Genomic DNA, 25,014 nt, shown 5'->3' on the forward strand with positions numbered 1-25,014 from the left:
CCACGCTGGTCCAGGCCGAACGGTGGGAAATTGACGACCCACCCCAGTCCATGCCACCTTTAGGTGCATCATTGGATGGGAGGGCGTGCAATGTCGGCCAACATGATCAGAGAAGGCACATTCAGAGACGGCTTTGAGGTAGGCTACCGCGCGGTCAAAGGCACTTCAGTCGGCCTTCCTGGTATACCAGGTCAGCCTGGAACGCGCGGCAATAGCACTCCCTTCCTGATGGGTGTGCGCAAGGGCATAGAGCGTGCTCTGGATAAGGACATCGATGACTTGCGGGATTAATGGTGGTGGCGACCAAAGCCACCTTCGCTCTTGATCGCCTTGCGCCTGTTGCACGCATCGTTGTAGGGCTGCCAGTTCTTTCGGTTCCAGAACAGCGTCATGTCACCTTTCGGTGCAACGATGTGATCCACCATGTTTGCGGGCTGTCCGCAACCACAAGCACAAAGCGGGCTGCCTAAACTGGCTAACCATGCCTTGGACTCTTTAGCCCACTTGCCGTCATAGCCACGGCTGGCCGCACTGCCGCGCTTCTCGTCATTCTCTCGCTGCCGTGCAACTGCCGCCCGTTGGCGACAGTCACACTTGGTGCCCTTCGGTACAGCGTAACCGCAAGGGCAGATCACGTTAGGCAACCGGTCGGCTCGCGGCGTTGCCCTTGACGAGGACGGCGCCAACAGCGATAGACGTGCCGCTGTTCTTGGTTGTCACCAGCCGGAGATAACGCTTGTTGCCAATATATCCCTGCTTGAATACACCACTGGCCGTGAGTGACGCTGGCAGCGTACCGATTAGGTCAGCAGCGGCGACATCAGCGAAGCCAGATCCAGAAGCGTCGGATTCCTGTAGCTTGGCCGTGTAGTCACCGGAACCAACAATTGCGCCAGTGTTGACCACCAGCATAGCCGAGCCGAAGCCAAGCAGGTCGATTGCGGCGGAGGTGTCAGTTGCCGCAAGAACCTGCGGAACGAGCGCCTGAACCACGCCGAGATTATGCGATAGATCGCGCATTTTAGATCCTTATGAAAAGAGAAGGGGCGCCACGATGGGCGCCCGAGATTGGGGTGAAGCTTAGGCGGCCGCGCACTTAATCTTGCGCAGGGCCTCGACCATCGTCACTGCGCCACCAACGCGGCGTCGCGCATGGAATCTGACCTTGCCAGTCGTGGCCTGCGTGTACGGATCGCGCAGGATGGACATGGCCACACGATCATAAATCCGGTAAGCGGCATTGAAGTCGCCAAGGATGATCGGGAATGCACCAGCGCCTTCATCCGGCATATCCGGAACCTCGATGACCGGACGGCCAAGGATGGTCGACGGCTCGCCGGCCTGCAGGCCTGGCTGCCATACGTAGTTTTTTTCCGCCGTTTTCAATTTTCTAGCCGATCCGAGCGTCGTCGAATTCATCATCCAGACGGCGCGGGCACGGTACTGCATCGGCAGCGAGTAGAACGCGGTAATGAGGCCGTTTGCCTGTCCGTCAGCATCAGCGATCGTGGTTGCCGAGCCAGTGACGACTTCCGTTATGCCGGAAACGGTCATGAAGCCTTCTGGCTTTTTGAAACCGTTGCCAGTCACAAAGGACGAACCTTCGAGGCGCGCGAATTCTTCAGCAAGGTCGCTGGCAACTTCGCCTTCGATGTTCACCGCCGCGTCTTCCAGAAGCTGTACGCTCACGTCGACATACGCGGCCATTTCGTGGACGGGGATCTCGACTTGGCCGTAGCTCGATTCCGTCGCGCTGCGCGTTTCGGTCTCGCCGACCCATTGCGCCGTCGGCGTGCCTGTACGCTTCGGAAGGATGACGCTGCCTGCGCTAGTCGACCCGACGCGCGCCGCCTGGCGAACCGGGGAAATTTCCACGAGGTTTTTCAGGATTTCCGTGCTGAATTCGGCCGGCGCCAAGTAACCGCCGCGGGTGTCGTCCGCAACGACGAGAGCCTTGACTTCCTCGGCCAGCATGCGCTGCTCGCCGTGCCGGATGAACGAGGTGAACGCCTTCTGTTCGATCGACGGCTCGGCTTCTGTCTTGCTCGTCGTGATGATGTTCGGACGAGCCAGGGCGGTTTCGGCAGTTTCGAGACGCTTGGTCAGCGCGGCAATGTTATCGTTGGCGGCCTTCATTTCGGCCGAATAGTCTTTGTTTTCGACGTTCTCTGCTACTGCAGCGGTCATGGTAAGTTCCTTCTGGGAGGTAATTCGCGCGCCGGGGTGCGCCGGGATTGCGACGATGCTCGTCTCGAGAAGATCGAGCGACTGAATGGTCCTGCCGCCGCCCTTGCGGGGCATAGCCTTCCGGGTCATGAAGCCGATGGACAGTCCGCCGACCGCATTGGCTTGGATCATCGACCGCACTTCACGAGCGCGCTCGACAGTTTCGATGAGGAGTCGGCCCTTCACCTTGAGCCCGTCAGGCTCCACAACGAAGGAGTCGAACACGCCCACGACTTGACTTTGATCGTGGGCGAAAAGAGCAGGGATGGACTTGCCAGATAGACCAGCGAATGCGCCAGGCTCGATTACGTCGCCGACCCTGTCAGGACTGGTGAAGTCCCACGCAATGCCTTCGATCGCACCGGCGTCGGTTGTCGTGAATTTTGTCTCGAGGACGAGCCTATCAAGCTGCGACATTCGCGGCCTCCTTGGGGGTTTTGTTTTCATTGGCCGGCTGGGTGACATCGATCGCCGGGTTTGCGTACTCGTTGCCGCCCTCGTAAGGCGGGTATCCATCCCATGCGCGCAGCTCATTCGGGTTGTAGACGCGGCTTGTGATGAGCGACGAATACGCCGTTGCCCGCGAAACAAGATCCGCCTGACTGGTATCGTCGATATCGAAGCAGAAGCGGTGATCGGCACGCTCTTCGTCTGTGAGCAAGACACGGTTAAACGCGCCTTCCAGCACCTTGAGCCAAGGAGCCAAGGTGTATGTGACGAAATCCTTTGATTGGCTTTCCGCGTTATTCCAAGTTGCCCTGGTCAACTCGTACAGCATCGCGGGGCTTACCCTGAATGCCCTTGCGATTTCGAGTATTTGGAATGTTCGGGACTCGTTGAACTGGCCGTCAACAGACGTGAGCGCCATCTGCTTATAGGTGGCGCCTTCGTACAAAATCGCCGTTTTGCCGGCGTTCGCCTTTCCGCTGAACGCCGCCTTCCAGCCCGCCAACATCGCCTTGACGCCTTCGTTGCCAAGCTTATTCGGCGTCTCGATAACCCCGCCTGGTCGGGCGCCGTTGGTCCATAGACCGTTGGCGTATGCCTCCATCGCCGACGCGGTACTGATCGCACTGCGGGCCATCGAAAGTGGGCACTTCGTGAAAGGGCCGCGGACACGCATGATATTCTTCGACGAAGCGAACTGGCCGCCGATACGATATTTCGGCTCGCCTGTCTTATCGTCCTCATCGACGGTAATAATTCCGTCTCTGTAGACGACGACTTCGCGCGGCTGGTCGTTGACCTTCGTAACCCACGCAAGGGCGCCAGTGTCTTTTGTCAGTGCTCCGGCAACCAGATCGCGGATGAGCTCGAAGCCGCTGGTCCATCCATTCGCCTGGCCGGTGAGCAGCTTAAGGGCAGGGTGGTCGTCGACGTCTTCTTCCGCATCGCCCACCTTGCGCTTGAGTTTCAAGTCGAGGCTGGCCGCCGCTTCGGAAATTATCCTCACAGCAGCCGACACGGCCGGCACGGAAAGCGCTTCGGCGTTACTTATTCTCGTGCCGGCGGGGATGGCTCCGAAGAGCTCGAGCAGTTCTGCCGTCGGGTCGCCAAGGCTCTTGGTTTCCGTGACGACAGGAGGCGCCGCAGATTTAGTTTGAAACGGCCACAATTGGCGTCTCCTTCAGTTCGTTACACGACGCGGTGACTTCGGTGGCTATCTTGCCGATAGGCAGGACAATCATCGATGCCGCGCTAGGCAGGCCAGACAGCCCCGTCAGCACGCGGCCAGACCTTGCGCTGACCGACAACACCGGAACGACAAGAAGCGCGTCCACAGGTGGCGGTGTGGCGAGGTGTTCGAATGCTTGAGCCAGGGCAGTCGGCCAATTGCGACCTGCGCGCTCAAGTTCGTAGGCGAGTCTTAGAACGGTGATGTCGCGCTGGCTGAACCAACGACGGCCTTTCAGCTTTTCGGAATACAGCGGCGCGAGCGCCTTGGTGCGATGGAGCACGACATCGAGCGTGACAGGATGAAAGCCGCTCAATGAGGCGGCTTCGGCGCGCGTAAAGACGCGATCCGTCCAGGCCATGGCGGCCTCCTTTCAGGTGAAAAGATTTCGATTGGGCAAAAACGAAAGCCCGACCGCGTCACGGGAGACGAAAGCGCGGTCGGGCTCGATCAACCGAGGATCGCCCTCGGGATGGTATTGCCGCCCGGTACATCCGCGGGTTCGGCAAATGGGTGTCGTCATCACCGCATGTCCCTACACAGTGACAACGACTATCCGGCGAGAAAACCTCTGAAGAAAACGCGCCGGTTTTTGACGGTGGGAAACCCCGTAGGGCCGCCCACCGGCAGGACGGGTGAGACGCCCTGCAATAAAAAAGGCCCGCCGAAGCGAGCCTAAATTCCTGCCTATAACGTTTGGCGTTTGAAAATGGGGTACCCCTACGCGGCAGCCCTTCGCCGTTGCCAGAAACGATCGACGATCTGGAAGCCGTCAAAGATCCAGGCCCGAGCCGCACCTTTTGCGCCCTTGCTTCCCGCCCCCAGAGATCGACCGATTTCCTCGATCGTGTCACCGTCTACAACAGCCATCTCAAACGCCGCGATGATGTTGTCAGTTACGGAAAGCGTGTAGCGCAGATGAGCCAATTCGCTTGTCGCATCAATCTTATTGACGAGCGGCATATCGCCCATCCACTTTTTTGCGATCGGCGCGGCTCGCTTCTTTGTCTCGGCGGTGGTGGCAATATTTCTTGTCGCGGATATTTCCATGTTGGCACGCTTGCCGCCAACGACTTTTACTTCCTTGGGCTTTCCGTCGGCATCTTCGTTGTGAAGGACATAGACGTTCTCCGATGCGTCCGTGCCGATTAACTGCGTCGGCCTCGTCGCGATGTCATGGAGGTGGCGATAGCGACGCGCCAGCCTAAGGCAATGGTCGTTCTTCTCCGTATTAAGAAGCTTCTCAAGCGGCCAGTCCTTGTTGTCGTTTGCGTGCTGGCCACTATAAAAGTTCGACGAGTACCAGGCTGTTCCGCGATCGATGAATTCATCAACGCTGTATTCGGGTCTATCGCCAGGAAAGGCGATGCGAATGCCTTTTGCCACAACTCTTGTGCGGGAAGGCTGCCAGTCTGCCTTGTCGATATCGTCTGCGATAACAGGCAGGGCGTCGCGCCGGTCGAACACCGGCATGTCGTCGTCTCGGTCCAAGTCTCACCTATGGAACGGAGGGAAGGTTGCCGCGGGATGCGGCGGGCTATGTTCGATGGAACCGTTACACGATGCTGTAAACTTACAAATTTGTCAACCTTGGATTAGTTGACACTGAAGTCTAGATGTGCATTTGCGCCTACTTTGCTAGCGATCGGCGGTTTGGGTTCGATAGGCGCCACCTACTAGAAGCGGATATAACTCGCCGTCGCGCTCCTTGATCGCAACGAAGTTCATTTCATCGTCCTGGTAGCTGATGCCGACCACTTCCAGCGGCAAGTCGTCGTCGTCAAATGCCTTGAACGGCTGGATGCGCATCATTCGCGGCTGTGGCTTCTGCTCGCTCATTGCATCGATGAAGGCAGCTTTGGTGGATTCGTATACTTCGCCAGCATCAATCATGCGACCTCCTGATAGGAAATTGCGAGTTTGTTATTGATGGTGCAATAGACATAGCAACCGATTAGTTGGTCCGTGTCGGTAATCTCAGTCTGGCCGGTGACTTCAGCGAGTGTCTCGATGAATTCCTGACCCCTCGCCTGGATTACTGGGTCGGGATGCTGGTAGTAAAGAGTGTGCTCGGCGTCAGGACCATGGCCGCGGGTATTCCATCGCAGAGAAATGACTACCTTCTCTGTATAGGCGTCGACACGCTCCGCGACCGCTCCGACTATCTCCGCTTCGAACGAGCCGAAAGGCGTAAACGGCCCGACGTCGCAGACCATCGGTCCAGACACATAGATGGCGTCATCATCTGCATTGTCATTTGCTGGTTTGGGCTTTGCCTTGGGGGGCGGTTCTGCCTTTGCCGATGCGTTCGCCTTGGCCTTGCTGATAGCAGCGCCCTTCGCGTCTCCGTGGACAATCGGCAGGGCCTCATCATACCGCTCGAGCTTCAACCAGTTGCCCGGCTCCGGGATGTATTTGAGTGGCACGTCATGCTTCGCATAATGAGCAGCCCACATGCGGGCGATGACGACTATGTGCGAACCTTGCTCGGCGTCCGGCGCAAGTTTCTTCCACTCGGCTTCCGCCTTCTTCTTCCCATGTTTTCGGGGCCAAGCTTCCCAGAAGTCGCCAAACCTTCCTCCCTCCGGCCTGCCCGCGCCGGTGGCCCCCAGGCCATCCGGAAGCGGCGGCGAAGCCGGGGCGGAGAACTTATCTACCACTACATGTCCCCGGGTCTGTGGACCGGGTCCAGTAGGTGGGTCTTCGTTCGGGGATTTCTGAACGCTATCGCCTGTAGCGTTCGGAGTTTCCCGAACGCTTGCGTTCGGAGTTTCCCGAACGCTAATTGAATCATCTGTAGCGTTCGGGCTTTTCTGAACGCTATCAAATTTTGACCAGACTGGGACGTAGCGGCTAGCTCGGCGGCCAGACCCTTTTTCCTGATTGAGGTAGCCCCATGAAACAAGGTCAGTGAGCGCACTGTGTACGTCACCCATGAACAGCCCCTGGCCGAAAGGATCGCGCTCTTTGAGCTCGGCAAGCACGTGCCGTGAGCTTGCAAGGGCGTCGCCGTACTTCGAATGAAACCAGTCGAGAATGAAGCCATAGACGAGCGAGTGCTTGCGCTTCACCCGCTTATCAAAGGGGAGTAGCTGCATCATCTTGAATTTGGCTTCAAGACTTTCAGGCTTTGGCTTATCGCTCATCGACGGCCGCCTCATAGGCTTCTACGGCCAGGGCGGTCAGTTCCTCGGCTAGCAGCTTAGAGAACGTGGCGGTGCGCCGCTCGCCTGCTTGCGGGGCATAAACGAAGTGCTTGCCGTCCGGCTGGCGTAGCAGCCGCAGCCCATACAAGCGGACGTCGTCATTGATCTCCACGTCGACGAAGGCGATGGCGTCCCGCGGTCTCTTCTGATCTAAGGGATGGCAATACAGGATTTTCATTGGGTCTCCTTTAAGGCGCAGTTGCGCGGCCCGCCGACGATGCCGGCAGGCGATTGATTTCCATTCTGACCGCTAGTTTAGGTAGATAGATTTAGTGCAGCTTCTGCAGCCTGCTTACGCTTCGCCATGTCCTTGATACGGATGGCGCCCTGAATGACCAGAAGCGAGGCTGCGCCGTCTTCTGTCAATCCTAGTGCCATCAATTGGCTGACCGCATCCTCGATGATTTCACGAGCCTTCGCTTGCTTGTAGTCGGTCATTTTCATGCCGCTACTCCCATTGCTCGAACGTTATCGTTTGCGTGCGCATAAACAGCCGTGCGGCGCGTGCCGGAAATCCATTCGTCGAGGTCGGCGCGGAGGTAGCGGACGCTACCGCCAATCTTAAGGTAAACCGGCCCTGTGCCCGATAGGCGCGTTTTATTCAACCAACTTGCCGACTTGCGAATATATACTGCGGCTTCATCGGTTGTCATTTTTTCGCTTGACATGTTTTCTCCGTAAGTTTACAAAATTTGACAGTGAGATTATAATCTCGCTGTGCGTTTGTTTCGCGCATCATAAACTATGCTGTAAACTGACAAATTTGTCAACGCGTGTCACTTACTGGCAGGCGATATCAAGCCATTTCCAGCCGGCATACTTGTCGCCGGTTTCCTTGATGTCGGTATACCGCTTCAGCGAATTCCACGTACGATGGCCGCTGACGCTGGCTGCGAGCGGGATTGTGCGTCCCATCTCGAATAGTCTCGAAATGCCTTCGTGCCGTAGGGAATGGAACACAAGGCGATCTGCATCTGGTGTCTCTTCCTTGTTGATCTCAAGGAACTGGCAGGCCCGCGTGAAGGCGGCGCTGATGGCGTCTCCTGTGTACGGAAAGATTTCCGGATGGGTCCGCGGCATCGATTTAATGATAGCCATGGCTTCCGGCACCAGTTCGCACCAAACATTGTTACCCTTCTTTTGGCCGGGGTGCTTTAGGTCTCGCACCAGAATGCGGCTATGCGGCTCGTCGAGGTCGGTCCAAAGGATGCGCGTTATCTCTTCCTGCCGCCGCGTGGAGAAGATGCCGAAGCTGATCAGCTTGCACATCGGCGCTGAGTGCGGCGCGCGTATTTGCCTATCTGCAAAGTGCTGCATCAACATGTCGAGTTCGGCGAGGGTAGGGCGGCGCGTCCTCTCTTCGGACTTCGAGACCTTCTCAAGGCGGGTGAGTGCCCTTTGGGCGGCCTGCATCTCCGCATAGTCAAGATCGATGTCCCATGCCGACTTGGCATCTCGAAAGATGGCGGCAAGATGTGAGATGTAGTTTCCAACAGTCTGGGGCTTCCGATCTCCGGCTAGAAGCTCGTCGGCGAACGCCACGATATCGACGCTGCGGATGGTGCGGCTCTCTTTGGAGGCAATTGGATAGGTCTTGATGCTCCGCAGGACTTGCTCTTTCGTGCGTCCGATGGTCCGCTTCGCGGCGAGGTACTTATCGATCGCATCGGCCAGGGTGGAGTCGGACTTTGATAGCTGCTCGATTGCGCCGGGTTTATCAAGCTCGGCCTCGCGCCAACGGATCCACGCCTTAGCCTCTCGCTCTTTGTCGAAGGTCTTGGCCTCGCGCCAAACTATCTTGCCGCCTTTCTTTCTCAAGATTTGAGCGGTATATCCGGTGGTTCCGTCCTGCCGCTTGCGTGCGCTGATGGTGCCCATGGTACAACATTCTCTCCAGTTGGTACGACAATGTTGTACCTGAAGGTGAAAATCGGTGCAACGGGCTGAAAAAGTCTGACAAAGTATGACAGAGATCGTCGAGGCTAACGAATTGAATTTCTACCAAAAAGCCCGTATTTCCGGGCTTCCGGTGTTCGCCGTTGCCCCTATGATCGACTGGACCGATCGCCATTGCCGGTATTTCCACCGGCAGATCAGCCGGAATGCTTTGCTCTATACCGAAATGGTCGTGGCGGACGCGATCATTCACGGGCCGCGGGAGAGGCTGCTGTCGTTTGATAGCGATGAGCATCCGGTGGCGCTGCAGCTCGGCGGATCGGATCCGGTGAAACTTGCCGAGGCGCTGCGGATCGCCGGGCCCTACGGCTACGACGAGATCAACCTCAATGTCGGCTGTCCTTCGGACCGGGTGCAGTCGGGAACCTTCGGGGCCTGCCTGATGCTGACGCCGGAGGTGGTGGCGGATTGCGTTAAGGCCATGAAGGCAGTCTCCAAGGTACCGGTCACGGTAAAGTGCCGGATCGGCGTGGACGAGCAGGAGCCGGAAGAGGCACTGCCGGTACTGTTGGCGCGGGTGCTGGACGCAGGCGCCGATGCCGTGTGGATCCATGCGCGCAAGGCCTGGCTCAAAGGGCTGAGCCCGAAGGAGAACCGCGAGATCCCGCCGCTTGACTACGGCATCGTCTACCGTATGAAGGAGCGGTGGCCGGAGGTCTTTATCGGTATCAACGGCGGCATCCAGACGCTGGACGAGGCAGCGGCGCATCTGGAGCATGTCGACGGCGTGATGCTGGGGCGGGCGGCCTATCAGAATGCGGGGATCCTGGCGGATCTCGATCACCGCTTCTTCGGCGCGCCGGCGGCCAAGCCGGACTGGGACGGGCTGCGCGACCGCATGATGGCCTATGCCGTGCGGCATATCGAAAGCGGCGGGCGGCTGCAGCATGTGGCGCGGCATATGGTCGGGCTCTTCACCGGGCTGCCGGGCGCCAGGCGCTACCGGCAGGTTCTGTCGAGCGATGCGGCAAAGGCAGGCGCCGGGCCGGAGGTGATCGCGGCGGCGTTTGCGGCGGTGGATTTTTCCGGTGCCAAGGAGGCGCTGAGCGCCTGAGGCCCAAAGCAAAAACGGCGCCCGGGAGGCGCCGTTCTCATTCCTGCCGTGGCAGAAGCTAAAATCAGTTGGCCGAGATGTTGACGGCCTTCGGGCCCTTGCCCATGCGGTCCGGCTCGGTGTCGAAAGTGACCTGCTGGCCTTCGCGCAGCGACTGGATGCCGGATGCCTGGAGAGCGGAGATGTGGACGAATACGTCCTTTGCACCGCCGTCAGGAGTGATGAAACCAAAACCCTTGTCCTGGTTGAAGAATTTTACGACGCCTTTGGTGGCCATGTGGGATAGTCCTTTTCCCTTAGTCTGTCTGGTATCCGCGCCCCCGAGAGGAAGCGGACGGCTTTAGCTTTCGTCCCGTTAGACCGGAACGAAGGGTCAGTCGGAGAAGTCACGTACGGGGAAAGAACGTCTACGCAGGCGGGGGTTACCCGCGCCGCCTTCCGTAACGGAAGGCTTTACCACATCTGTCCAGTCACCGGCATGCTAATGCCCGAGTGCTGCAATTGGTGACAGCATTTCGGGAAAAAAGCAAGCGGCAATATTGTGGCATGCGCTGATGCAAGCCCGGAAACGCCAAAGATTCAAACACTTGACGAAATGTTACCTTTCAAAGTGCGGCCTGTGTCATTTTCGGATTCCGTACCGGAACGGGACCGTGCCACCCTTCCTCTGCAGCGATATCGACCGCCGCCTTGCACCCTGCGGTTCCGTACCCGCCGCCATCTGCCGCGCGCCTCATTCCCTGTGTTTTTCAGAGCAATCCAACCACGGCGCGTCGGCGCCATGCCGACGCCGTGAGTGACTGTCTTACAGTGTGAATGAGGCTCCCGCGCCATGGACATGGCGCCGCTGGATCCCTGTGACAAGCATAGGGATGAGGGATGGCCGCCGAAATTGGCTCATCGAAGCGCTCGTGCGCCCCAGTGAATTCACATGCCGCTCCACAATTTCGTCCCGACTGGACCCGAATATGGCGGGCGCGGGTGCTTCGGGCTTGATGCCGGAGGGCCGAGGGGGTAGGTCACGGGTGTGGGGACAGGTGAATGCTAAAGGACAGGTGGGCGGTTTGATCGATCCCTATATTTTGCTTGGACTTGACCGCGACGCCGGCGAGCAGGCGATCCGCAGCGCCTGGCGCAAGGCCGCCAAGACCGCGCATCCCGACTCGGGCGGCGATGCGGAGCATTTCGGCCGGTTGCAGACCGCCTACGAACTCTTGAAGGACCCGGTGCGCCGCCGCGTCTACGACGACACTGGCTACGATCCGCAGCTTGCCGACCCCAAGGACCTCGAAGGCGTGCTGATGCTGGAAAAGCTCGTCAACGACGTCATCCTCGACGAGCGTGAGCCCGGCAGCTTCGACGCGGTGGCGGCCATGCGCAGAAAACTCTCCGACGACATCGTCAAGAACCGCTTCCACATCCTGGAGCTGGAGCGCCACCGCAACCGCGTGCGCCAGCACATCGACCGCCTCGGCCGTCGCCCGGAAACCGACGTGCTCGGCTCCATGCTGCGCGCCCGCAGCCAGTCGATCACCGACGCCATCCGCAAGGCGGAAGGCCAGATCGAGGCGATCGAGCATGCCTATCAGATGCTCGAGGGGTATTCCTATGAGGTGGAAATGGTGGCGATGGTGACCGTAACGGAGCGGCGGGGGGAGGCTGCGGAGTAGGGGCGCTCCACAGCTCTCGGTCATCCTCGAGCTTGACCCGAGGATCCATGCTAACGCCCAATTCTGGATATCGATCCTCGCAGGCGCATCGCAGGCATGAGGATACGGATCATATGCGCGCATTATGGACCGTCGGTCGGAAGCTGCTTTCGCATGTCGTGATCGACAACGACTTCCGACAAGGTGCTGCACATCGATCAGTGGCTTGGCTGAAGGGTGCATAGAAAAAGGGTCATTCACCGCGCCGACGCCCGGTGGCTGGATCCCGGACCGAACCTGGGATGGGGAGGAAGTTCAGTGGCCCGGACGCCCGGTCTTGCCCTTCGTCCGGCCCTTGCGCTTCTGATCCGCAGGGTCCTCGTAGGAGCCGGCGCCCGTTTTGCCGCGGACGAGGGGGCGGGGGTCGTCACTGGATCCTCGGGTCAAGCCCGAGGATGACGGAGAGGAGGGCGCGTCGGCGCGTTCCGGCTGGCCTTCTTCCAGCGGTGAGAAGGGCTTCGTGCTCTTCGCGGCATCCGGCTTTATCGGCAGCTTGCCGGTGACCGGTTTTTCGGTGCGGCCGACGGTCATTTCGTCGAGGGTGTTTTTGCGGAAAAGGGGCTTCCTCGCGGGTTCGGCGATGTCGCGGCCCATTTCATCCAGATCGGGCTTGCGGAAGAGCGGTATTGCGGTGTCGGTGCCGGGTCCCATGTCGTCGAGGCTGGGTTTGGCGAAGGAGGAGGTTCCACGCCCGCCCTCGTGGTTCGAGACGGTCCTTTGAGCCTCCTCACCATGAGGGCTTCTGCTGGCGCCAGTTGCGGCACGGCTTGCTCCACCCCCATGCTGAGGCGCGGAGGTCGAAGACCGGAGCCTTGAAGCATCCTTACGTCCGCCCTCCATCGCCCTTGACTCCTCGCGGGCCATCGGGTCGTCCATGACCGCCAGCTCGGCGGCCTTGAGGCGCTTGATTTCATCGCGGAGGCGGGCGGCTTTTTCGAAATCGAGGTCGGCGGCAGCGTCGCGCATCTGTTTTTCCAGCGCGTTGAGATGAGCAGCCAAATTGTTGCCGACGAGGTTGCCGCCGTCGGCAAAACCCTTGCCGGAGACGCCGGAGATGTCGGCGCGGACGTGGTCGCGTTCGTAGACCGAATCGAGGATATCGGAGATGCGGGCCTTCACCGATTCCGGGGTGATGCCGTGTTCCTCGTTGTAGACCACCTGCTTTTCGCGGCGGCGGCTGGTTTCCTCCATGGCGCGCTTCATCGAGCCGGTGACGGTGTCGGCATAGAGGATGACCTTGCCGTCGACGTTGCGCGCGGCGCGGCCGATCGTCTGGATCAGCGAGGTTTCGGAGCGCAGGAATCCCTCCTTGTCGGCGTCGAGGATGGCGACGAAGCCGCATTCGGGGATATCGAGGCCCTCGCGCAAAAGGTTGATGCCGACCAGCACGTCGAAGGCGCCGAGGCGCAGGTCGCGGATGATCTCGATGCGCTCAAGCGTGTCGATGTCGGAATGCATGTAGCGGACACGCACGCCCTGCTCATGCAGGTATTCGGTGAGGTCCTCGGCCATGCGCTTGGTGAGTACTGTGACGAGGGTGCGGTAGCCCTTGGCGGCAGTCTCGCGGATTTCGCCGAGCACGTCGTCGACCTGGGAGCGGGCGGAGCGGACTTCCACCGGCGGGTCGATGAGGCCGGTCGGGCGGATGACCTGTTCGGCGAAGACGCCGCCGGCCTGCTCCATCTCCCAGCTGCCCGGTGTGGCGGAGACAGCGACGGTGTCCGGGCGCATCGCATCCCATTCCTCGAAGCGCAGCGGGCGGTTGTCCATGCAGGACGGCAGGCGGAAGCCGTATTCGGCGAGCGTCGCCTTGCGGCGGAAGTCGCCGCGGTACATGCCGCCGATCTGCGGCACGGTGACGTGGCTCTCGTCGATGAAGAGCAGGGCGTTGTCAGGGATGTATTCGAAGAGGGTGGGCGGCGGCTCGCCGGGGGCGCGGCCGGTCAGGTAGCGCGAATAGTTCTCGATGCCGGCGCAGGAGCCGGTGGCCTCCAGCATCTCGATGTCGTAGCGGGTGCGCTGCTCCAGGCGCTGGGCCTCCAGCAGGCGGCCGGCCTTTTCCAGCTCGGCGAGGCGGAGCCTCAGCTCCTCCTTGATCGCCTTGATGGCGCCGTTGAGGGTGGGGCGTGGCGTGACATAGTGCGAATTGGCGTAGATCTTGACCGATTTCAGGTCGCCGGTCTTCTGGCCTGTCAGCGGGTCGAACTCGGTGATGGCGTCGATCTCGTCGCCGAACATGCTTATGCGCCAGGCGGCATCTTCGAGGTGCGCCGGGAAGAGCTCGATCGTGTCGCCCCGGACGCGGAACGAGCCGCGCTGGAAATCCATGTCGCGGCGCTTGTATTGCTGGGCGACGAGATCGGCGAGCAGCTGGCGCTGGTCGAGACGGTCGCCGACCGACATCTGGAAGGTCATGGCGGTGTAGGTCTCGACCGAGCCGATACCGTAGATGCAGGAGACGGAGGCGACGATGATGCAGTCGTCGCGCTCCAGCAGCGAGCGTGTCGCCGAGTGGCGCATGCGGTCGATCTGCTCGTTGATCGAGGATTCCTTCTCGATATAGGTGTCGGAGCGCGGGACGTAGGCCTCCGGCTGGTAGTAGTCGTAGTAGGAGACGAAATATTCGACGGCGTTGTCCGGGAAGAAGTTCTTGAACTCGGAATAGAGCTGGGCGGCGAGCGTCTTGTTCGGCGCCAGGATGACGGCGGGGCGCTGTGTCGCCTCGATCACCTTGGCCATGGTGAAGGTCTTGCCCGAGCCGGTGACGCCGAGCAACACCTGCGAGCGATCGCCGTTTACCAGGCCCTCGACGAGGTCCTTGATGGCGGCCGGCTGGTCGCCGGCGGGCTGGTAGTCCGAAGCCATGCGGATGGTGATTCCGCCTTCGGATTTCTCCGGCCGGGCCGGGCGGTGCGGCGTCCAGATCTTGCCGTTCTTGTGCAGCGGATTGCCGGACTCGATGAGCGCCGAAAGCGCTTCGACCGTGGCCGTGACGGCGGTGCCGGCCGAAAGCTGCGAGGCCTCCTCCAGTGTCGTATCCATGCCGGAGACCGGATTGAGGCCGGCGGCGGCGCGAGTCTTCGGATCGGTCGAACCGCCCATCGAGGTGCCGCGCGCCGATTTCGAGGCGGCGATCTCCACCTTCTTGCGGTGCTTGCCGGCCTTGGAGGCTAACTCGCGCTGCGTCTCGACGCTCGACGCCTCGGCATCGGCCTCGAGCTGCTTCACCCAGTCGGCGACGGAGCCCTCCAATGGAGCGCCTTCAATGGACGACTGCTGGGCTTCCTCGAAGCCATTCGGGGCGGGGGATTTCTTCGTCGATTTGGCCATGCGCGGAATATGGAGAGAGTCAGCGCTAAAGGGAAGAGGCAAAGAGTACAAAAGGGAAACGATTAACATCTTCCCCCGTTTGAAAGCGGGGGATTTCCGAGGGGGCGCGAAGCTCCGCCGATGGTTATCGCTTCAACGGAGAGCCGCTGCCCTTCCTCCACGATCATAGACGCCGTGTTCCGACGCAGGATGTTGATTGCCGCATTGTGGTCGGCATGGGCGCGCAAGCCGCATTGGCAACAGCGGAAAGACGCTTGGCTTTCGCGGCTTTCCCTGTCCACGGCTGCGCAGGCCGAACAGGTCTGCGAGGTGTGGCGGGGATCGACCTTGCACAGGTATCCGCCCCGTTCTTCGAGCTTGTAGGCCAACACGGTTTCAAAGCCGTGCCAGCCTTGTTCGAGGATCGCCCGGTTCAGGCCCGCCTTCTGGCAGACGTTGGTTGCGGGCGCGTCCACGGTTCCCCTGGCGCTGCGCGTCATGTTGCGCGTGGCGAGGTCTTCCAGCACGACCGTTGCGAAGCGACGGGCGATATCAAGACTGGCCTTGTGCCGCCAATCCTGCCGGATGCGGGCAGCACGGGCCTGCAAGGCTGCAACGCGGCGGCGGGGCCTTCGCGTGGCGACGCGACCCGCGCTTGCGCCGCGCCAGGACGCGCTGGGCCCTGCGCTTCCTGGGCTCGATCTCCGCAAGGCCGGCAGGCATCCACCAATGCTCCCCGGTCGAAAGCGTCAGCGTGTTCGCCACGCCCCGGTCGATCCCCACGGCGGGCAAATCGTTTTGCGGGACGGCATGGTCGATTTCGCAGGCGAAGGCGATGTGCCAGCCGTTCGCCGCCAGGCTCACCGTCACATTCATGGTCTTGCCACGCAGGCGCCGCGTGTCGCGGAACTTCACCCAGCCGATCTTGGGAAGGCGCGCGGCGGACCACTTGCCGTTCAGGCGCTTGACCTCGATCTCCCGCCCCTGAAAGCGGAAGGCGCCGTTCACGCCCTTCTTGCGGGGTGAGGGATATCCGCGCGCCCCGCGAAGAAGTTGGCATACGCCTTATCCAGATCGCGCAGGGCCTGCTGCTGGGGCGTCACATGCACGGCGGCAATCCAGTCGAACGCGGCCCGCAGTGCGGTCAATTCCCGCGCCTGGGCGATGTCGTTCAAGCGGTTCCCGGCCGCCGGTAATGCCGCCACCAGTCCCTGCGCTGCTCCAGCGCCAGATTATAGACCAGCCGCACAACCCCCGCGAACTGCCGCAACAGGACTTCCTGTTCGGCGGTCGGAGCGAGCTTGTAGCGAAAAGCGCGGTGGATCATGTTACGATTCTATCAATTGCTCCAAGGAGCGCAACCGTGGATCGCACCGGCAGGCATGTCGTCTACATGCTCCATGGTCAGTTGGTCTTTGTCACGAAATACCGCCGTGACGTTCTGTCAGAACCGGCAATCGGCGACCTGCGGCGCATCTTCGCCAAGCTGTGTCGCGACTTCGAGGCCGAATTGATCGAATGCGACGGCGAGGACGATCATGTTCACCTGCGGGTGCATGACCCTCCGAAGATCGCCCTGTCGAAGCTGGTCAACAGCCGCAAAGGCGTATCCAGCCGACGTCTGCGCGAGAGCCGCCCGGAAATCACCGGGCGCTACCACAAGGGCGTTTTGTGGTCGCCGTCCTCCTTTGCGGCAAGCTGTGGCGGCGCACCGCTCTCGGTGATCGCCGAATATGTCAAATCCCAGCGGCAAGCGGCCCAAGGCCGCTCTCGCGTTCCTCCCCGGCCCGAACGCCGGGGTATCCCGCGAGGTTCACGATGAATCGTTCGGATTTGGTGAATAGTGCCGATCAATTTTTTCCCGGGCCATTTTTCCCGGCCGTTGTCGGCGCGGACAACTGCCCCACGTCCTTGGCATGTAACGGGGGCATGTAACGGGGGCATCTAACGGGCCACTGGCGCCACTAAGGAACGCAGATATGAGAAAGATCATCACCGGTGCATTTGTCAGTCTCGACGGCGTCATGCAGGCCCCGGGCGGCCCAGACGAAGATCCCGTCGGGGGCTTCAAGTACGGCGGCTGGGTTGCCCCTTATTTCGACGCGGCGATGGGAAAGGCCGTGGGCGAGATGTTCGCCCGGCCGTTCGATCTTCTGCTCGGCCGTAAGACATACGATATTTTCGCCGCGCATTGGCCCTATGTCGCTGCCGACGACCCGATCGGCCCGCTGTTCGACCGCATCACCAAATATGTCGCGACCCGCAATCCGGACTTCAAGCTCAGCTGGCAGAACAGCCGGGTGCTCGGGGCCGACGTGGTCGGCGCACTCAGGACGCTGAAAAGCGGGGATGGGCCGGATCTTCTGACACAGGGCTCGACCGACTTTCTGCAGACCCTGTTCAGAAACGACCTGGTCGATGAAATCAATGTCTTCTTCTTTCCGGTCGTGCTCGGGAAGGGCAAGAAATTGTTCGGCGACGGTGCCTTTGCGGGCGCGCTGAAACTCGTCGGATCGATGGCCTCCGGATCCGGCGTCACGATCAACAAATACGTCCGCGACGGCGACGTCGTCACCGGCTCATTCGAATTCGAACAGCCCACCGCGGCGGAGCTTGAGCGGCGCAGGAACCTGAGCTGAGGCGAACGGGCGCGGCCGGCCAGGCCGGTGCTTTGTAGCGGTCAAACTGTCGCAGGCGCGGAACAAGGGCAGGAGTGCTGCCGTTGTCCGGCGTTGCCATCCGGCAACCCCGGTTCCGGGCCAACCTCTCTTCGACGGCATCCGGACATTGCCCGCCTCGCCGCCGCTTTCGGACGGAGGAAGCATAATGTCCGCATTGGAAAGCCTGCGCGCGCTCAGCCAGCAGCAGCGCAACACCGTCATTGCCAGCTATCTCGGCTGGACGCTCGATGCCTTCGATTTCTTCATTCTCGTTTTCGTTCTCAAGCATATCGCCGAGGAGTTCGACACCGACGTCCCGGCTGTTTCGGTGGCGATCTTCCTGACGCTTGCGATGCGGGCGGTGGGCGCGCTGATTTTCGGGCTTGCGGCCGACAGGTTCGGGCGGCGCGTGACGCTGATGGCCGACGTGCTGCTCTATTCGCTGTTCGAATTCCTGACCGGATTCTCGACGGGCCTGACCATGTTCCTCGTGCTGCGCGCATTCTACGGCATCGCCATGGGCGGGGAATGGGGCGTCGGCGCCTCGCTGGTCATGGAGACCGTGCCGGAGGAGAGCCGCGGCATCGTCTCCGGCATCCTGCAGGCGGGCTATCCCTCCGGCTATCTCGTCGCCTCGATCGTCTTCTTCCTGCTCTTTCCGGTGATCGGTTGGCGCGGCATGTTCTTCGTCGGCGCGCTGCCGGCGCTTCTCGTGCTCTATATCCGCCGCAATGTCGCCGAAAGCCCGGTCTTCCTGAAGCGGCAGGCGGAGGGACGGCGGCCGTTCCTCACCATCCTCAGGGAAAACATTCCGCTGTTCGTCTGGTCGGTGCTGCTGATGACGGCATTCAACTTTTTGAGCCACGGCACGCAGGACATCTACCCGACCTTCCTGGAAATGCAACGCAACTACGACAGCTACACGACCGGCGCAATCGCCATCGTCTACAATATCGGCGCGATCTGCGGCGGGCTGTTCTTCGGCCAGCTATCGCAGCGGATCGGACGGAAGCGGGCGATCGTCATCGCCGCGCTGCTTGCCGTGCCCGTTGCGCCGATCTGGGTCCATGCGCCGGGGCCGGTGCTGCTCGCCGTCGGCGCCTTCGTGATGCAGTTCTTCGTGCAGGGCGCCTGGGGCATCGTGCCGGTGCATCTCAACGAGCTGTCGCCCGACGAGGTGCGCGGCACCTTCCCGGGTTTCGCCTACCAGCTCGGCAACCTGCTTGCCTCCGGCAACGCCACGATGCAGGCGGGGCTCGCGGCGCGCTGGAACGGCGACTATGCGACGGCGCTGCTGATCGTCGCCAGCGCGGTGGCGGTAGCCGTCGCGCTTCTTTCCGGCTTCGGCTACGAGAAGAAGAACGTGCGTTTCGCCACGGAGGAGGCCGAAACGCCGCAGGGCGTTTTGCACAGCTGAACGACGAGGGACCTGGCGCGATGTGCGCCGGCTTCCTCGTCGTCTTGCCATGGGCCCCTCTTAACCGCCCGACGCTAATGTTTTTCGCGCGGAGATCAGCTATTGCGTCCGGCCGCGAGGGTTTGATGGCTTCCACTGACAATTTCGCTTTTCTGCTGCCGGTCATGATGCTGACGTTCGGCTGAACGTTCCTGCTCGTCGCCCGGTTCGGATCGAGCGAAGCGCACCACAGCATCGGTCGAAAATCTGGTCATTGTCTTCCTTCACCTGCCAATCCATATCTCACGGCGATTTGGAATAAATCGATCGCAACCTGTCAGTGTATTATGATCTATTGTTGGGTGGCTTGCGATAGGACGGGTTTTTGGCCACAGGACCGCAGTATTTGAATCGGGCGAACTTGCTCGCCAGGTATCCATCCTATGTAATCAACGCATGCATTCAGTTTCTGGCTTCAGTCGAATCCGCTTGGACTGTGAGGATTTTGTGCAATGACGTTCGAGTGGCGGAAAATGACACAAGGAGGGACATTCCATGCTTTACGCCATCCTGGCCTATCACGAAGAGAAAGTGGTCGAATCCTGGACCAAAGAGGAGGATGCAGCGCTGATGAGCGAACTGCTCCAGGTCAATGATCGCCTCGTCGAGGAGAAGCATTTGGGACCGGCTGCGCGGCTTGGCCCGACGGGGCGCGCCGTGACCTTGCGGGGGACGGGTGCCGGCATGATCACCGACGGCCCCTTTGCTGAAACCAAGGAGCAATTGCTCGGCTTCTACGTCGTGGATTATCCAACGCTTGAGGCAGCCGTCGCCGCAGCGCGCGACCTGCGCCGCGCCAATCCCTCCGCGGTCTATGAAATCCGGCCGATCTCGCTTTATCTCCCTGGTGCGCCACTGGCATCGGAGGACGAGGGTTAGCGCCCGAGCTGTCGGCGGTGGCATTCGCACCGCTATACCGGCGTCTTCGGTGGGGAGGGGCTGCGGCATGTCGCCATGGCCCCTTGAGCCATGGCTATTTGGAGATACAAGCTGGCGCTAGTTTTCTCCCATCGGATTCGCCCATGTATTTTTCGCTAAGCCCCGCCGCCATCTGGCCTGTCGTCATGCTTTTCGCCTCAAACATCTTCATGACCTTTGCCTGGTACGGGCACCTGAAGCACAAGGGCAGTGCGATCGCCCTTGCCATCGTCGCGAGTTGGGGGATTGCCTTCTTCGAATACTGCCTGGCGGTGCCAGCGAACCGTATCGGCTCGGCGGTCTATACGACGGCGCAGTTGAAGACGATGCAGGAGGTGATCACGCTGATGGTCTTCTCCGGTTTTTCGGTTTTCTGGCTTGGCGAGAACCTGACTTGGAATCACGCCATCGGCTTTGCGCTGATCGCCGTCGGCGCCTCCTTCATCTTCCGCGCATGAACGCTACCTTACTAATGGATTACAAAGAGTCCATGTCGGGAAATCTACCGAATTGCTGACGCATTTGGCTGGGAGGCTGTCACCATTCAGTGATCAGGAGGTGACCGGTCATGAGCCTCTCTTTCCAGACGATGGCGGCGATCCGGTTCGGCTATGGATCCCGGCCGGGCGAGGCGCCGCCGCAGAACAAGGATCAACTGCTTGGTCAGGTGAAGGACGCCGCACTGCGCGCGCCGTCTTTTCCGGCCGGCGGCATCGATGGACGCCATCAGCAGATTGTCGATCTGCAGGACCGGCTCCGGGAGCTGCGCCAGAGCGGCAGCGACGATGAGTTGCGCCGGAAAAGGCGCAAAGCGATCCAGAAGCAGGTGCAGCAGGGGTTCCAGCGCGACGCCAACGCGCGGCTCATGCAGGCCGTGCTTTCGCCGAACGGATTCTACGAGCGGCTTGCGACCTTCTGGACCAATCATTTCTCGACGAGCGCGAACAAAAGCCTGCCGATGCGGATGATCGTGCCGCTTTACGAGGCGGAGGCGATCCGGCCCAGTATCGGCGGATCGTTCCGCGACCTGCTGCGGGTCGCGACGGAGCATCCGGCGATGCTCATCTATCTCGATCAAGCGCAATCCCAGGGGCCGGAATCGGCCCGCGGCATGAAGCAGAAGAAGGGTCTCAACGAGAACCTCGGCCGCGAACTGCTGGAACTGCATACGCTGGGTGCGGGCAGTGGCTACACGCAGGCCGACGTGCGCGCCGCGGCGATGGTGCTGACCGGGCTGACGATCGATCGCGAGGAGATGGACGCGGCTTTCCGTCCCGGCATTTCGGAGCCCGGCAGACATACGGTTCTCGGTGTCAGCTATGGCGGCGCGAAACGGTCGCGGAAAGACTATCTGGCGCTGCTTGACGATCTCGCTGTCCATCCGAAGACGGCGCAGCATATCAGCCGCAAGCTCGCGGCTCACTTCATCTCCGATCAGCCGCCGGAGGAGATGGTGACGGCGATGGCGGATGTCTGGAAACGGACGGACGGCGACCTCACGGCCGTTTATGGCGCAATGCTCGACCATCCCGCAGCGTGGCGCGCCGAGGGCGCGAAGGCGCGCCAGCCGTTCGACTATGTAGTGACGGGCTTGCGGGCGCTGAACGCCGGCAGCGGTAACGGTATTGCTGGCGACTTCATGAAGGCCGATCAGGAAGACGACGACGATGTGATGGCGCCGTCGAAGGACATGGCGGGACAGGACAATGCCATGGGCGGCGATGCGGGCGCAATGGCGCCCGATCCTGTCAATGAAGCCAAGTCCAAGCGGCGCAAGGCTTTCCAGACGGGGCGGGCGCTGGGGCAGGGTGCGCTTCGCCGTATGGGCCAGCCGACCTGGCTGCCGCCGAGCCCCGCAGGCTTCGAGGAGAATTTCTCCGCCTGGATAACGGCGAGCCAGCTTGCCGAGCGGCTTGCCTGGGCGCGGCGCGCTTGCGCCCAGTTCGGCAAGGACGAGGATCCGCGCGAATTCCTAAGGTCGACGCTTGCCGATGCGGCGCGCGACGAGACGATCCGCGTGGTTTCGCAGGCGCCGAGCAAGATCAGCGGCCTGACGCTGGTTCTTGCTTCCCCCGAATTCAACCGCCGATAGGAGCTGGTCATGACCGAGATTACGCTTTCCCGCCGCGGCTTTCTCGCTTCCGCCTGTTGCCTTGCTGCCGTTCCGATCTTCACGCCGGTCACCTTCGCCGCCATGCCCGGCGACAGCCGCTTCGTAACCATCGTGCTGCGCGGCGCGATGGACGGCCTCGACATGGAGTAATCGCGGCGCGATCACCCTCAGCCATTTATACGATGATGGCTGGCGGGGGTGGTTGCCCCCGATATGATGGAAAAACGGGCTCACGATTGGAACCGGGCCCAAGGCATCGAACGGAGAGCAACCATGGACCAATATATCGGGCTTGATGTTTCATTGAAAGATACCGCGATCTCGATCCGAGAAAACGGGAAGCGGATCTGGCGGGGGAAGTGTCCTTCGGATCCAAAACTTCTAGCGCAGATGATCCGCAAGCACGCCCCAAACGCCAGGCGCGTCGTATTCGAGACGGGGCCGCTGTCGACGTGGTTCTATCACGGACTGACGGCGGAGGGGATTCCGGCGATCTGTATTGAAGCGCGGCACGCGCAAAAGGTATTGGACGAGACGCTCAACAAGACCGATGCCAATGATGCGGATGGCTTGGCGCAGCTGGCCGAAGCCGGCTTCTACAAGGCGGTTCGGGTAAAATCGTTCGACAGCATGCTGACGCGCACGCTGGTCGGGGCTCGCAATCAGCTCTTGAGCATCTCAACCCAGCTCAGCAACCAGATCCGCGGCCTGATGAAGACGTTCGGTCTTATCGTCCCCAACGGAAAAGGTCGGGTGTTTGATGGCAATGTGCGGGAGCTCTTGGATGGGAATGACGGCCTGGCACGGATCATATTGCCTCTGCTTGAGGCGTGGCGCGACATCCGCAAGCGCGCCGCCGATCTTGATCGCCAGCTGCTCGCAGCGGCACGGGAGAGCCAGGCCACGCAGCTGTTGATGACGATCCCGGGGATCGGCGCCGTCACGGCGGTCTCCTATGTCGCCGCGATTGAAGATCCAGACAACTTCCGAACGTCGCGCTCGGTTGGCGCCTGGCTCGGGCTTACAACGCGGCGCTACCAGTCAGGCGAGGTCGATTATGATGGCCACATCTCGCGAAGAGGCGACAACCACCTGCGGGGACTGCTTTATGAAGCGGCGACGGTGATCCTCACAAGAACCAGCGCCAGGAACGACAGCAGTCTCAAGAGCTGGGGGCTTAAGCTGCGGGAGCGGTTGGGCTTCAAGCGCGCTGCGGTGGCGGTCGCGCGTAAGCTTGCGGTCATCATGCACAGCATGCTCAAAACAGGAGAGGTATTCAACACATTGGCTGGCGCCACCGCATAAGCGAAGTGTCAGCCTTCTTCCCTCAGCGCGTCAAATCTGATTTGAGGCACTGAGCGTCCCCTGCTGCGGACGTGGGTTCGATCATTCCGTTGCACTGGGCTGCAGCTCGTTCGAGACTGCGCCCTCGACATAGGAAGATCCTACCTGCGAAGACCCATTGTGCGGCGACCATTTGTCGACCGCGGAGACAACCCTGCTCCCGGCGCGGGACAGCTCTGAAGAAAATATGGCCGCTGAGGCCCGATCCAAACAGTCCATTCACGCCGCGTTGCCTATTCTGCAACACGGCAAGATGGCGAGTGCCCAGACGACCTTGACTAAGGGAACGCGATTAGACAACCTCGTGCAGCCCTACGGCGACGTAGCTTTTGCGGCGCTGAGGCCGACGTTGGCGCTGACGCCGGATAAGGGGCTTCTCGACCTCGACGGGCATTTCGGGCTCAATCCGGCGGCGGCCGACCTGATGCCGCTCTGGAAGAGAAGGGAGCTTGCCTTCGTGCATGCGGTTTCGACGCCCTATCGCGACCAGCGCAGCCATTTCGACGGGCAGGACATGCTGGAATCGGGCGGCGAACATGTGGCCGAGGAGAAGACCGGCTGGCTGAACCGGGCGCTTTCGGTGATCCCGCGCTCGGATGCCCGCAAGGCGATCGACGTGAATACCTCGACGGAGCTGATCCTTTCGGGCCCGAACAATGTCGACGTCTGGGCCTCGGATTCCAATCTCGGAACGGCGAAGGACGAGATGCAGTTCCTGATGCGGCTCTATGCCGGCGATCCGGCCTTTGCCAAGGCGATGGAAGAGGCGACGCGCGCGAACAATGCGGCGATGATCACCGAGCCGGACGGCAAGCGCGGCGAGAAGATCGCCGACGTTGCGACGCTCGCCGGCAATATGCTGAAGGGCGACTACCGCATCGCGAGCTTCTCGATCACCGGCTGGGATACGCATGTGGCACAGACTGGGCAGTTCAAACGGCCGGTAGAGGATCTGTCACAGGCGATCAATACACTGAAAGCGACGCTCGGTCCGGAGGTCTGGTCGAAGACCGTGGTGCTGGCGATGACGGAATTTGGCCGCACCGTGCGTCAGAACGGCTCCGGCGGCACCGACCACGGCACCGGCGGCTGCGCGGTGCTGGCGGGCGGGGCGATCCATGGCGGACGCATTCTCGGTAAATGGCCCGGCATTGGCGCCGGCAAACTGCTCGACGACCGCGACCTGATGCCGACGGCCGACGTGCGCGAGATTGCCGCCGCGATGCTCTACCGGCAGTTCGACGTGACGGCCGGGGACCTGACGGGCAAGATTTTCCCCGGATTGAGCTTCGACAAGGGCTCGCAGTTTTTGAAGGCGTGATGAAGGCCGTGCGTCAGGTTGTTAGGTGTCCTTAGCTCCTGCCGGGGTTTGTTGCTGCAATCGATGC

Annotated in this window: 29 protein-coding genes and 1 pseudogene; 12 read left to right on the forward strand and 18 right to left on the reverse strand. The window is 61.0% G+C overall.

The genetic code is table 11. From position 1 onward, the window contains the following. The first annotated feature begins 90 nt into the window (after positions 1-90). Complete coding sequence (locus ACZ9DP_RS23215; protein ID WP_476203708.1) at positions 91-291, forward strand: hypothetical protein; 201 nt, start codon at positions 91-93, stop codon at positions 289-291. Here ACZ9DP_RS23215 and ACZ9DP_RS23220 read toward each other — a convergent pair. The 12 genes from ACZ9DP_RS23220 to ACZ9DP_RS23275 all read right to left on the reverse strand — a co-directional run bounded on the left by ACZ9DP_RS23220 (position 288) and on the right by ACZ9DP_RS23275 (position 8,985). Beyond that, positions 288-425, reverse strand: coding sequence for a hypothetical protein (locus tag ACZ9DP_RS23220; protein WP_476203709.1), 138 nt, complete (start codon positions 423-425; stop codon positions 288-290). The genes ACZ9DP_RS23215 and ACZ9DP_RS23220 overlap by 4 nt on opposite strands. Before the next feature lie 211 nt (positions 426-636). Further along, positions 637-1,020, reverse strand: coding sequence for a hypothetical protein (locus tag ACZ9DP_RS23225; RefSeq protein WP_476203711.1), 384 nt, complete (start codon positions 1,018-1,020; stop codon positions 637-639). 60 nt (positions 1,021-1,080) lie between these two features. Continuing rightward, positions 1,081-2,643: a phage major capsid protein gene (locus ACZ9DP_RS23230; RefSeq protein ID WP_476203712.1), complete on the reverse strand. Its 1,563-nt coding sequence runs from the start codon at positions 2,641-2,643 to the stop codon at positions 1,081-1,083. Next, on the reverse strand, positions 2,630-3,841 hold the full coding sequence (locus tag ACZ9DP_RS23235; RefSeq protein WP_476203713.1) for a phage portal protein: 1,212 nt from the start codon (positions 3,839-3,841) through the stop codon (positions 2,630-2,632). Before ACZ9DP_RS23235 ends, ACZ9DP_RS23230 begins: the two co-directional genes overlap by 14 nt. Further along, positions 3,822-4,262 (reverse strand): hypothetical protein, encoded by a 441-nt coding sequence (locus tag ACZ9DP_RS23240; RefSeq protein ID WP_476203714.1) that lies wholly within the window; start codon positions 4,260-4,262, stop codon positions 3,822-3,824. Before ACZ9DP_RS23240 ends, ACZ9DP_RS23235 begins: the two co-directional genes overlap by 20 nt. A 359-nt stretch (positions 4,263-4,621) precedes the next feature. Beyond that, complete coding sequence (locus ACZ9DP_RS23245) at positions 4,622-5,374, reverse strand: hypothetical protein (RefSeq protein WP_476203715.1); 753 nt, start codon at positions 5,372-5,374, stop codon at positions 4,622-4,624. 165 nt (positions 5,375-5,539) lie between these two features. Further along, positions 5,540-5,794: a hypothetical protein gene (locus tag ACZ9DP_RS23250; RefSeq protein WP_476203716.1), complete on the reverse strand. Its 255-nt coding sequence runs from the start codon at positions 5,792-5,794 to the stop codon at positions 5,540-5,542. Then, positions 5,791-7,047: a hypothetical protein gene (locus ACZ9DP_RS23255; protein WP_476203717.1), complete on the reverse strand. Its 1,257-nt coding sequence runs from the start codon at positions 7,045-7,047 to the stop codon at positions 5,791-5,793. The genes ACZ9DP_RS23250 and ACZ9DP_RS23255 overlap by 4 nt, the downstream gene beginning before the upstream one ends. Beyond that, positions 7,037-7,285 carry a hypothetical protein gene (locus ACZ9DP_RS23260; RefSeq protein WP_476203718.1) on the reverse strand — a complete coding sequence of 83 codons (249 nt, stop codon included), beginning with the start codon at positions 7,283-7,285 and terminating at the stop codon, positions 7,037-7,039. The genes ACZ9DP_RS23255 and ACZ9DP_RS23260 overlap by 11 nt, the downstream gene beginning before the upstream one ends. 77 nt (positions 7,286-7,362) lie before the next feature. Then, complete coding sequence (locus ACZ9DP_RS23265) at positions 7,363-7,551, reverse strand: hypothetical protein (protein ID WP_476203719.1); 189 nt, start codon at positions 7,549-7,551, stop codon at positions 7,363-7,365. Continuing rightward, a complete protein-coding gene (locus tag ACZ9DP_RS23270) occupies positions 7,548-7,775 on the reverse strand; it encodes a helix-turn-helix transcriptional regulator (RefSeq protein WP_476203720.1) in 228 nt (75 codons plus the stop codon). The genes ACZ9DP_RS23265 and ACZ9DP_RS23270 overlap by 4 nt, the downstream gene beginning before the upstream one ends. Positions 7,776-7,887: 112 nt before the next feature. Next, a complete protein-coding gene (locus ACZ9DP_RS23275) occupies positions 7,888-8,985 on the reverse strand; it encodes a tyrosine-type recombinase/integrase (RefSeq protein WP_476203721.1) in 1,098 nt (365 codons plus the stop codon). 85 nt (positions 8,986-9,070) lie between these two features. Between ACZ9DP_RS23275 and dusA the strand changes: the two genes are divergently transcribed. Further along, complete coding sequence (gene dusA, locus ACZ9DP_RS23280) at positions 9,071-10,117, forward strand: tRNA dihydrouridine(20/20a) synthase DusA (protein ID WP_476203722.1); 1,047 nt, start codon at positions 9,071-9,073, stop codon at positions 10,115-10,117. Between the two features lie 64 nt (positions 10,118-10,181). On the opposite strand, the gene ACZ9DP_RS23285 is transcribed toward dusA, so the two are convergent. Further along, positions 10,182-10,394 carry a cold-shock protein gene (locus ACZ9DP_RS23285; protein WP_018900054.1) on the reverse strand — a complete coding sequence of 71 codons (213 nt, stop codon included), beginning with the start codon at positions 10,392-10,394 and terminating at the stop codon, positions 10,182-10,184. 787 nt (positions 10,395-11,181) lie between these two features. Here ACZ9DP_RS23285 and ACZ9DP_RS23290 point away from each other — a divergent pair. After that, positions 11,182-11,787 carry a J domain-containing protein gene (locus ACZ9DP_RS23290; RefSeq protein ID WP_028739613.1) on the forward strand — a complete coding sequence of 202 codons (606 nt, stop codon included), beginning with the start codon at positions 11,182-11,184 and terminating at the stop codon, positions 11,785-11,787. A gap of 294 nt (positions 11,788-12,081) precedes the next feature. Here the strand turns inward: ACZ9DP_RS23290 and uvrB are convergent, their stop codons facing one another. The 5 genes from uvrB to ACZ9DP_RS23315 all read right to left on the reverse strand — a co-directional run bounded on the left by uvrB (position 12,082) and on the right by ACZ9DP_RS23315 (position 16,462). Further along, positions 12,082-15,156, reverse strand: coding sequence for an excinuclease ABC subunit UvrB (gene uvrB, locus ACZ9DP_RS23295; protein ID WP_283072232.1), 3,075 nt, complete (start codon positions 15,154-15,156; stop codon positions 12,082-12,084). A 62-nt stretch (positions 15,157-15,218) separates the two neighbouring features. Next, a complete protein-coding gene (locus ACZ9DP_RS23300) occupies positions 15,219-15,743 on the reverse strand; it encodes an RNA-guided endonuclease InsQ/TnpB family protein (protein ID WP_476203723.1) in 525 nt (174 codons plus the stop codon). After that, positions 15,688-16,143 (reverse strand): hypothetical protein, encoded by a 456-nt coding sequence (locus tag ACZ9DP_RS23305; RefSeq protein ID WP_476203724.1) that lies wholly within the window; start codon positions 16,141-16,143, stop codon positions 15,688-15,690. Before ACZ9DP_RS23305 ends, ACZ9DP_RS23300 begins: the two co-directional genes overlap by 56 nt. Then, positions 16,140-16,310 carry a hypothetical protein gene (locus ACZ9DP_RS23310; protein ID WP_476203725.1) on the reverse strand — a complete coding sequence of 57 codons (171 nt, stop codon included), beginning with the start codon at positions 16,308-16,310 and terminating at the stop codon, positions 16,140-16,142. The genes ACZ9DP_RS23305 and ACZ9DP_RS23310 overlap by 4 nt, the downstream gene beginning before the upstream one ends. Continuing rightward, positions 16,307-16,462: a helix-turn-helix domain-containing protein gene (locus ACZ9DP_RS23315; protein ID WP_476203726.1), complete on the reverse strand. Its 156-nt coding sequence runs from the start codon at positions 16,460-16,462 to the stop codon at positions 16,307-16,309. The genes ACZ9DP_RS23310 and ACZ9DP_RS23315 overlap by 4 nt, the downstream gene beginning before the upstream one ends. 36 nt (positions 16,463-16,498) lie before the next feature. Between ACZ9DP_RS23315 and tnpA the strand changes: the two genes are divergently transcribed. From tnpA to ACZ9DP_RS23360, 9 genes and pseudogenes are all read left to right on the forward strand, one after another. Then, positions 16,499-16,957: an IS200/IS605 family transposase gene (gene tnpA, locus ACZ9DP_RS23320; protein WP_476203727.1), complete on the forward strand. Its 459-nt coding sequence runs from the start codon at positions 16,499-16,501 to the stop codon at positions 16,955-16,957. A gap of 157 nt (positions 16,958-17,114) precedes the next feature. Next, positions 17,115-17,774: a dihydrofolate reductase family protein gene (locus ACZ9DP_RS23325; RefSeq protein WP_476203728.1), complete on the forward strand. Its 660-nt coding sequence runs from the start codon at positions 17,115-17,117 to the stop codon at positions 17,772-17,774. 187 nt (positions 17,775-17,961) lie between these two features. Further along, a complete protein-coding gene (locus tag ACZ9DP_RS23330; protein ID WP_476203729.1) occupies positions 17,962-19,212 on the forward strand; it encodes an MFS transporter in 1,251 nt (416 codons plus the stop codon). Between the two features lie 534 nt (positions 19,213-19,746). Then, entirely contained in the window at positions 19,747-20,130 is a 384-nt protein-coding gene (locus tag ACZ9DP_RS23335) for a YciI family protein (protein WP_074068555.1), read from the forward strand. Positions 20,131-20,273: 143 nt separating this feature from the next. Next, positions 20,274-20,627, forward strand: coding sequence for a DMT family protein (locus ACZ9DP_RS23340; RefSeq protein ID WP_022715110.1), 354 nt, complete (start codon positions 20,274-20,276; stop codon positions 20,625-20,627). 110 nt (positions 20,628-20,737) lie between these two features. Then, positions 20,738-22,261, forward strand: a complete 1,524-nt coding sequence (locus ACZ9DP_RS23345) for a DUF1800 domain-containing protein (RefSeq protein WP_476203730.1) — start codon at positions 20,738-20,740, stop codon at positions 22,259-22,261. Between the two features lie 9 nt (positions 22,262-22,270). Next, a pseudogene (locus ACZ9DP_RS23350) lies at positions 22,271-22,426 on the forward strand (DUF1501 domain-containing protein); the annotation flags it as partial. Positions 22,427-22,555: 129 nt separating this feature from the next. After that, positions 22,556-23,587 carry an IS110 family RNA-guided transposase gene (locus tag ACZ9DP_RS23355; RefSeq protein ID WP_476201518.1) on the forward strand — a complete coding sequence of 344 codons (1,032 nt, stop codon included), beginning with the start codon at positions 22,556-22,558 and terminating at the stop codon, positions 23,585-23,587. A gap of 226 nt (positions 23,588-23,813) precedes the next feature. After that, positions 23,814-24,947: a DUF1501 domain-containing protein gene (locus ACZ9DP_RS23360; RefSeq protein WP_476203731.1), complete on the forward strand. Its 1,134-nt coding sequence runs from the start codon at positions 23,814-23,816 to the stop codon at positions 24,945-24,947. The last annotated feature ends 67 nt before the right edge of the window (positions 24,948-25,014 follow it).

This window comes from Rhizobium sp. USDA 4016, assembly GCF_056279705.1.

What these genes read in the sequence shown, in the direction of transcription:
- ACZ9DP_RS23215 (WP_476203708.1), top strand. Translation starts at nt 91, where the DNA reads ATGTCGGCCAACATGATCAGAGAAGGCACATTCAGAGACGGCTTTGAG.
- ACZ9DP_RS23220 (WP_476203709.1), bottom strand. Translation starts at nt 425, where the DNA reads ATGGTGGATCACATCGTTGCACCGAAAGGTGACATGACGCTGTTCTGG.
- ACZ9DP_RS23225 (WP_476203711.1), bottom strand. Translation starts at nt 1,020, where the DNA reads ATGCGCGATCTATCGCATAATCTCGGCGTGGTTCAGGCGCTCGTTCCG.
- ACZ9DP_RS23230 (WP_476203712.1), bottom strand. Translation starts at nt 2,643, where the DNA reads ATGTCGCAGCTTGATAGGCTCGTCCTCGAGACAAAATTCACGACAACC.
- ACZ9DP_RS23240 (WP_476203714.1), bottom strand. Translation starts at nt 4,262, where the DNA reads ATGGCCTGGACGGATCGCGTCTTTACGCGCGCCGAAGCCGCCTCATTG.
- ACZ9DP_RS23245 (WP_476203715.1), bottom strand. Translation starts at nt 5,374, where the DNA reads ATGCCGGTGTTCGACCGGCGCGACGCCCTGCCTGTTATCGCAGACGAT.
- ACZ9DP_RS23250 (WP_476203716.1), bottom strand. Translation starts at nt 5,794, where the DNA reads ATGATTGATGCTGGCGAAGTATACGAATCCACCAAAGCTGCCTTCATC.
- ACZ9DP_RS23255 (WP_476203717.1), bottom strand. Translation starts at nt 7,047, where the DNA reads ATGAGCGATAAGCCAAAGCCTGAAAGTCTTGAAGCCAAATTCAAGATG.
- ACZ9DP_RS23260 (WP_476203718.1), bottom strand. Translation starts at nt 7,285, where the DNA reads ATGAAAATCCTGTATTGCCATCCCTTAGATCAGAAGAGACCGCGGGAC.
- ACZ9DP_RS23265 (WP_476203719.1), bottom strand. Translation starts at nt 7,551, where the DNA reads ATGAAAATGACCGACTACAAGCAAGCGAAGGCTCGTGAAATCATCGAG.
- ACZ9DP_RS23270 (WP_476203720.1), bottom strand. Translation starts at nt 7,775, where the DNA reads ATGTCAAGCGAAAAAATGACAACCGATGAAGCCGCAGTATATATTCGC.
- ACZ9DP_RS23275 (WP_476203721.1), bottom strand. Translation starts at nt 8,985, where the DNA reads ATGGGCACCATCAGCGCACGCAAGCGGCAGGACGGAACCACCGGATAT.
- dusA (WP_476203722.1), top strand. Translation starts at nt 9,071, where the DNA reads ATGACAGAGATCGTCGAGGCTAACGAATTGAATTTCTACCAAAAAGCC.
- ACZ9DP_RS23285 (WP_018900054.1), bottom strand. Translation starts at nt 10,394, where the DNA reads ATGGCCACCAAAGGCGTCGTAAAATTCTTCAACCAGGACAAGGGTTTT.
- uvrB (WP_283072232.1), bottom strand. Translation starts at nt 15,156, where the DNA reads ATGGCCAAATCGACGAAGAAATCCCCCGCCCCGAATGGCTTCGAGGAA.
- ACZ9DP_RS23315 (WP_476203726.1), bottom strand. Translation starts at nt 16,462, where the DNA reads ATGATCCACCGCGCTTTTCGCTACAAGCTCGCTCCGACCGCCGAACAG.
- ACZ9DP_RS23325 (WP_476203728.1), top strand. Translation starts at nt 17,115, where the DNA reads ATGAGAAAGATCATCACCGGTGCATTTGTCAGTCTCGACGGCGTCATG.
- ACZ9DP_RS23330 (WP_476203729.1), top strand. Translation starts at nt 17,962, where the DNA reads ATGTCCGCATTGGAAAGCCTGCGCGCGCTCAGCCAGCAGCAGCGCAAC.
- ACZ9DP_RS23335 (WP_074068555.1), top strand. Translation starts at nt 19,747, where the DNA reads ATGCTTTACGCCATCCTGGCCTATCACGAAGAGAAAGTGGTCGAATCC.
- ACZ9DP_RS23340 (WP_022715110.1), top strand. Translation starts at nt 20,274, where the DNA reads ATGTATTTTTCGCTAAGCCCCGCCGCCATCTGGCCTGTCGTCATGCTT.
- ACZ9DP_RS23345 (WP_476203730.1), top strand. Translation starts at nt 20,738, where the DNA reads ATGAGCCTCTCTTTCCAGACGATGGCGGCGATCCGGTTCGGCTATGGA.
- ACZ9DP_RS23355 (WP_476201518.1), top strand. Translation starts at nt 22,556, where the DNA reads ATGGACCAATATATCGGGCTTGATGTTTCATTGAAAGATACCGCGATC.
- ACZ9DP_RS23360 (WP_476203731.1), top strand. Translation starts at nt 23,814, where the DNA reads ATGGCCGCTGAGGCCCGATCCAAACAGTCCATTCACGCCGCGTTGCCT.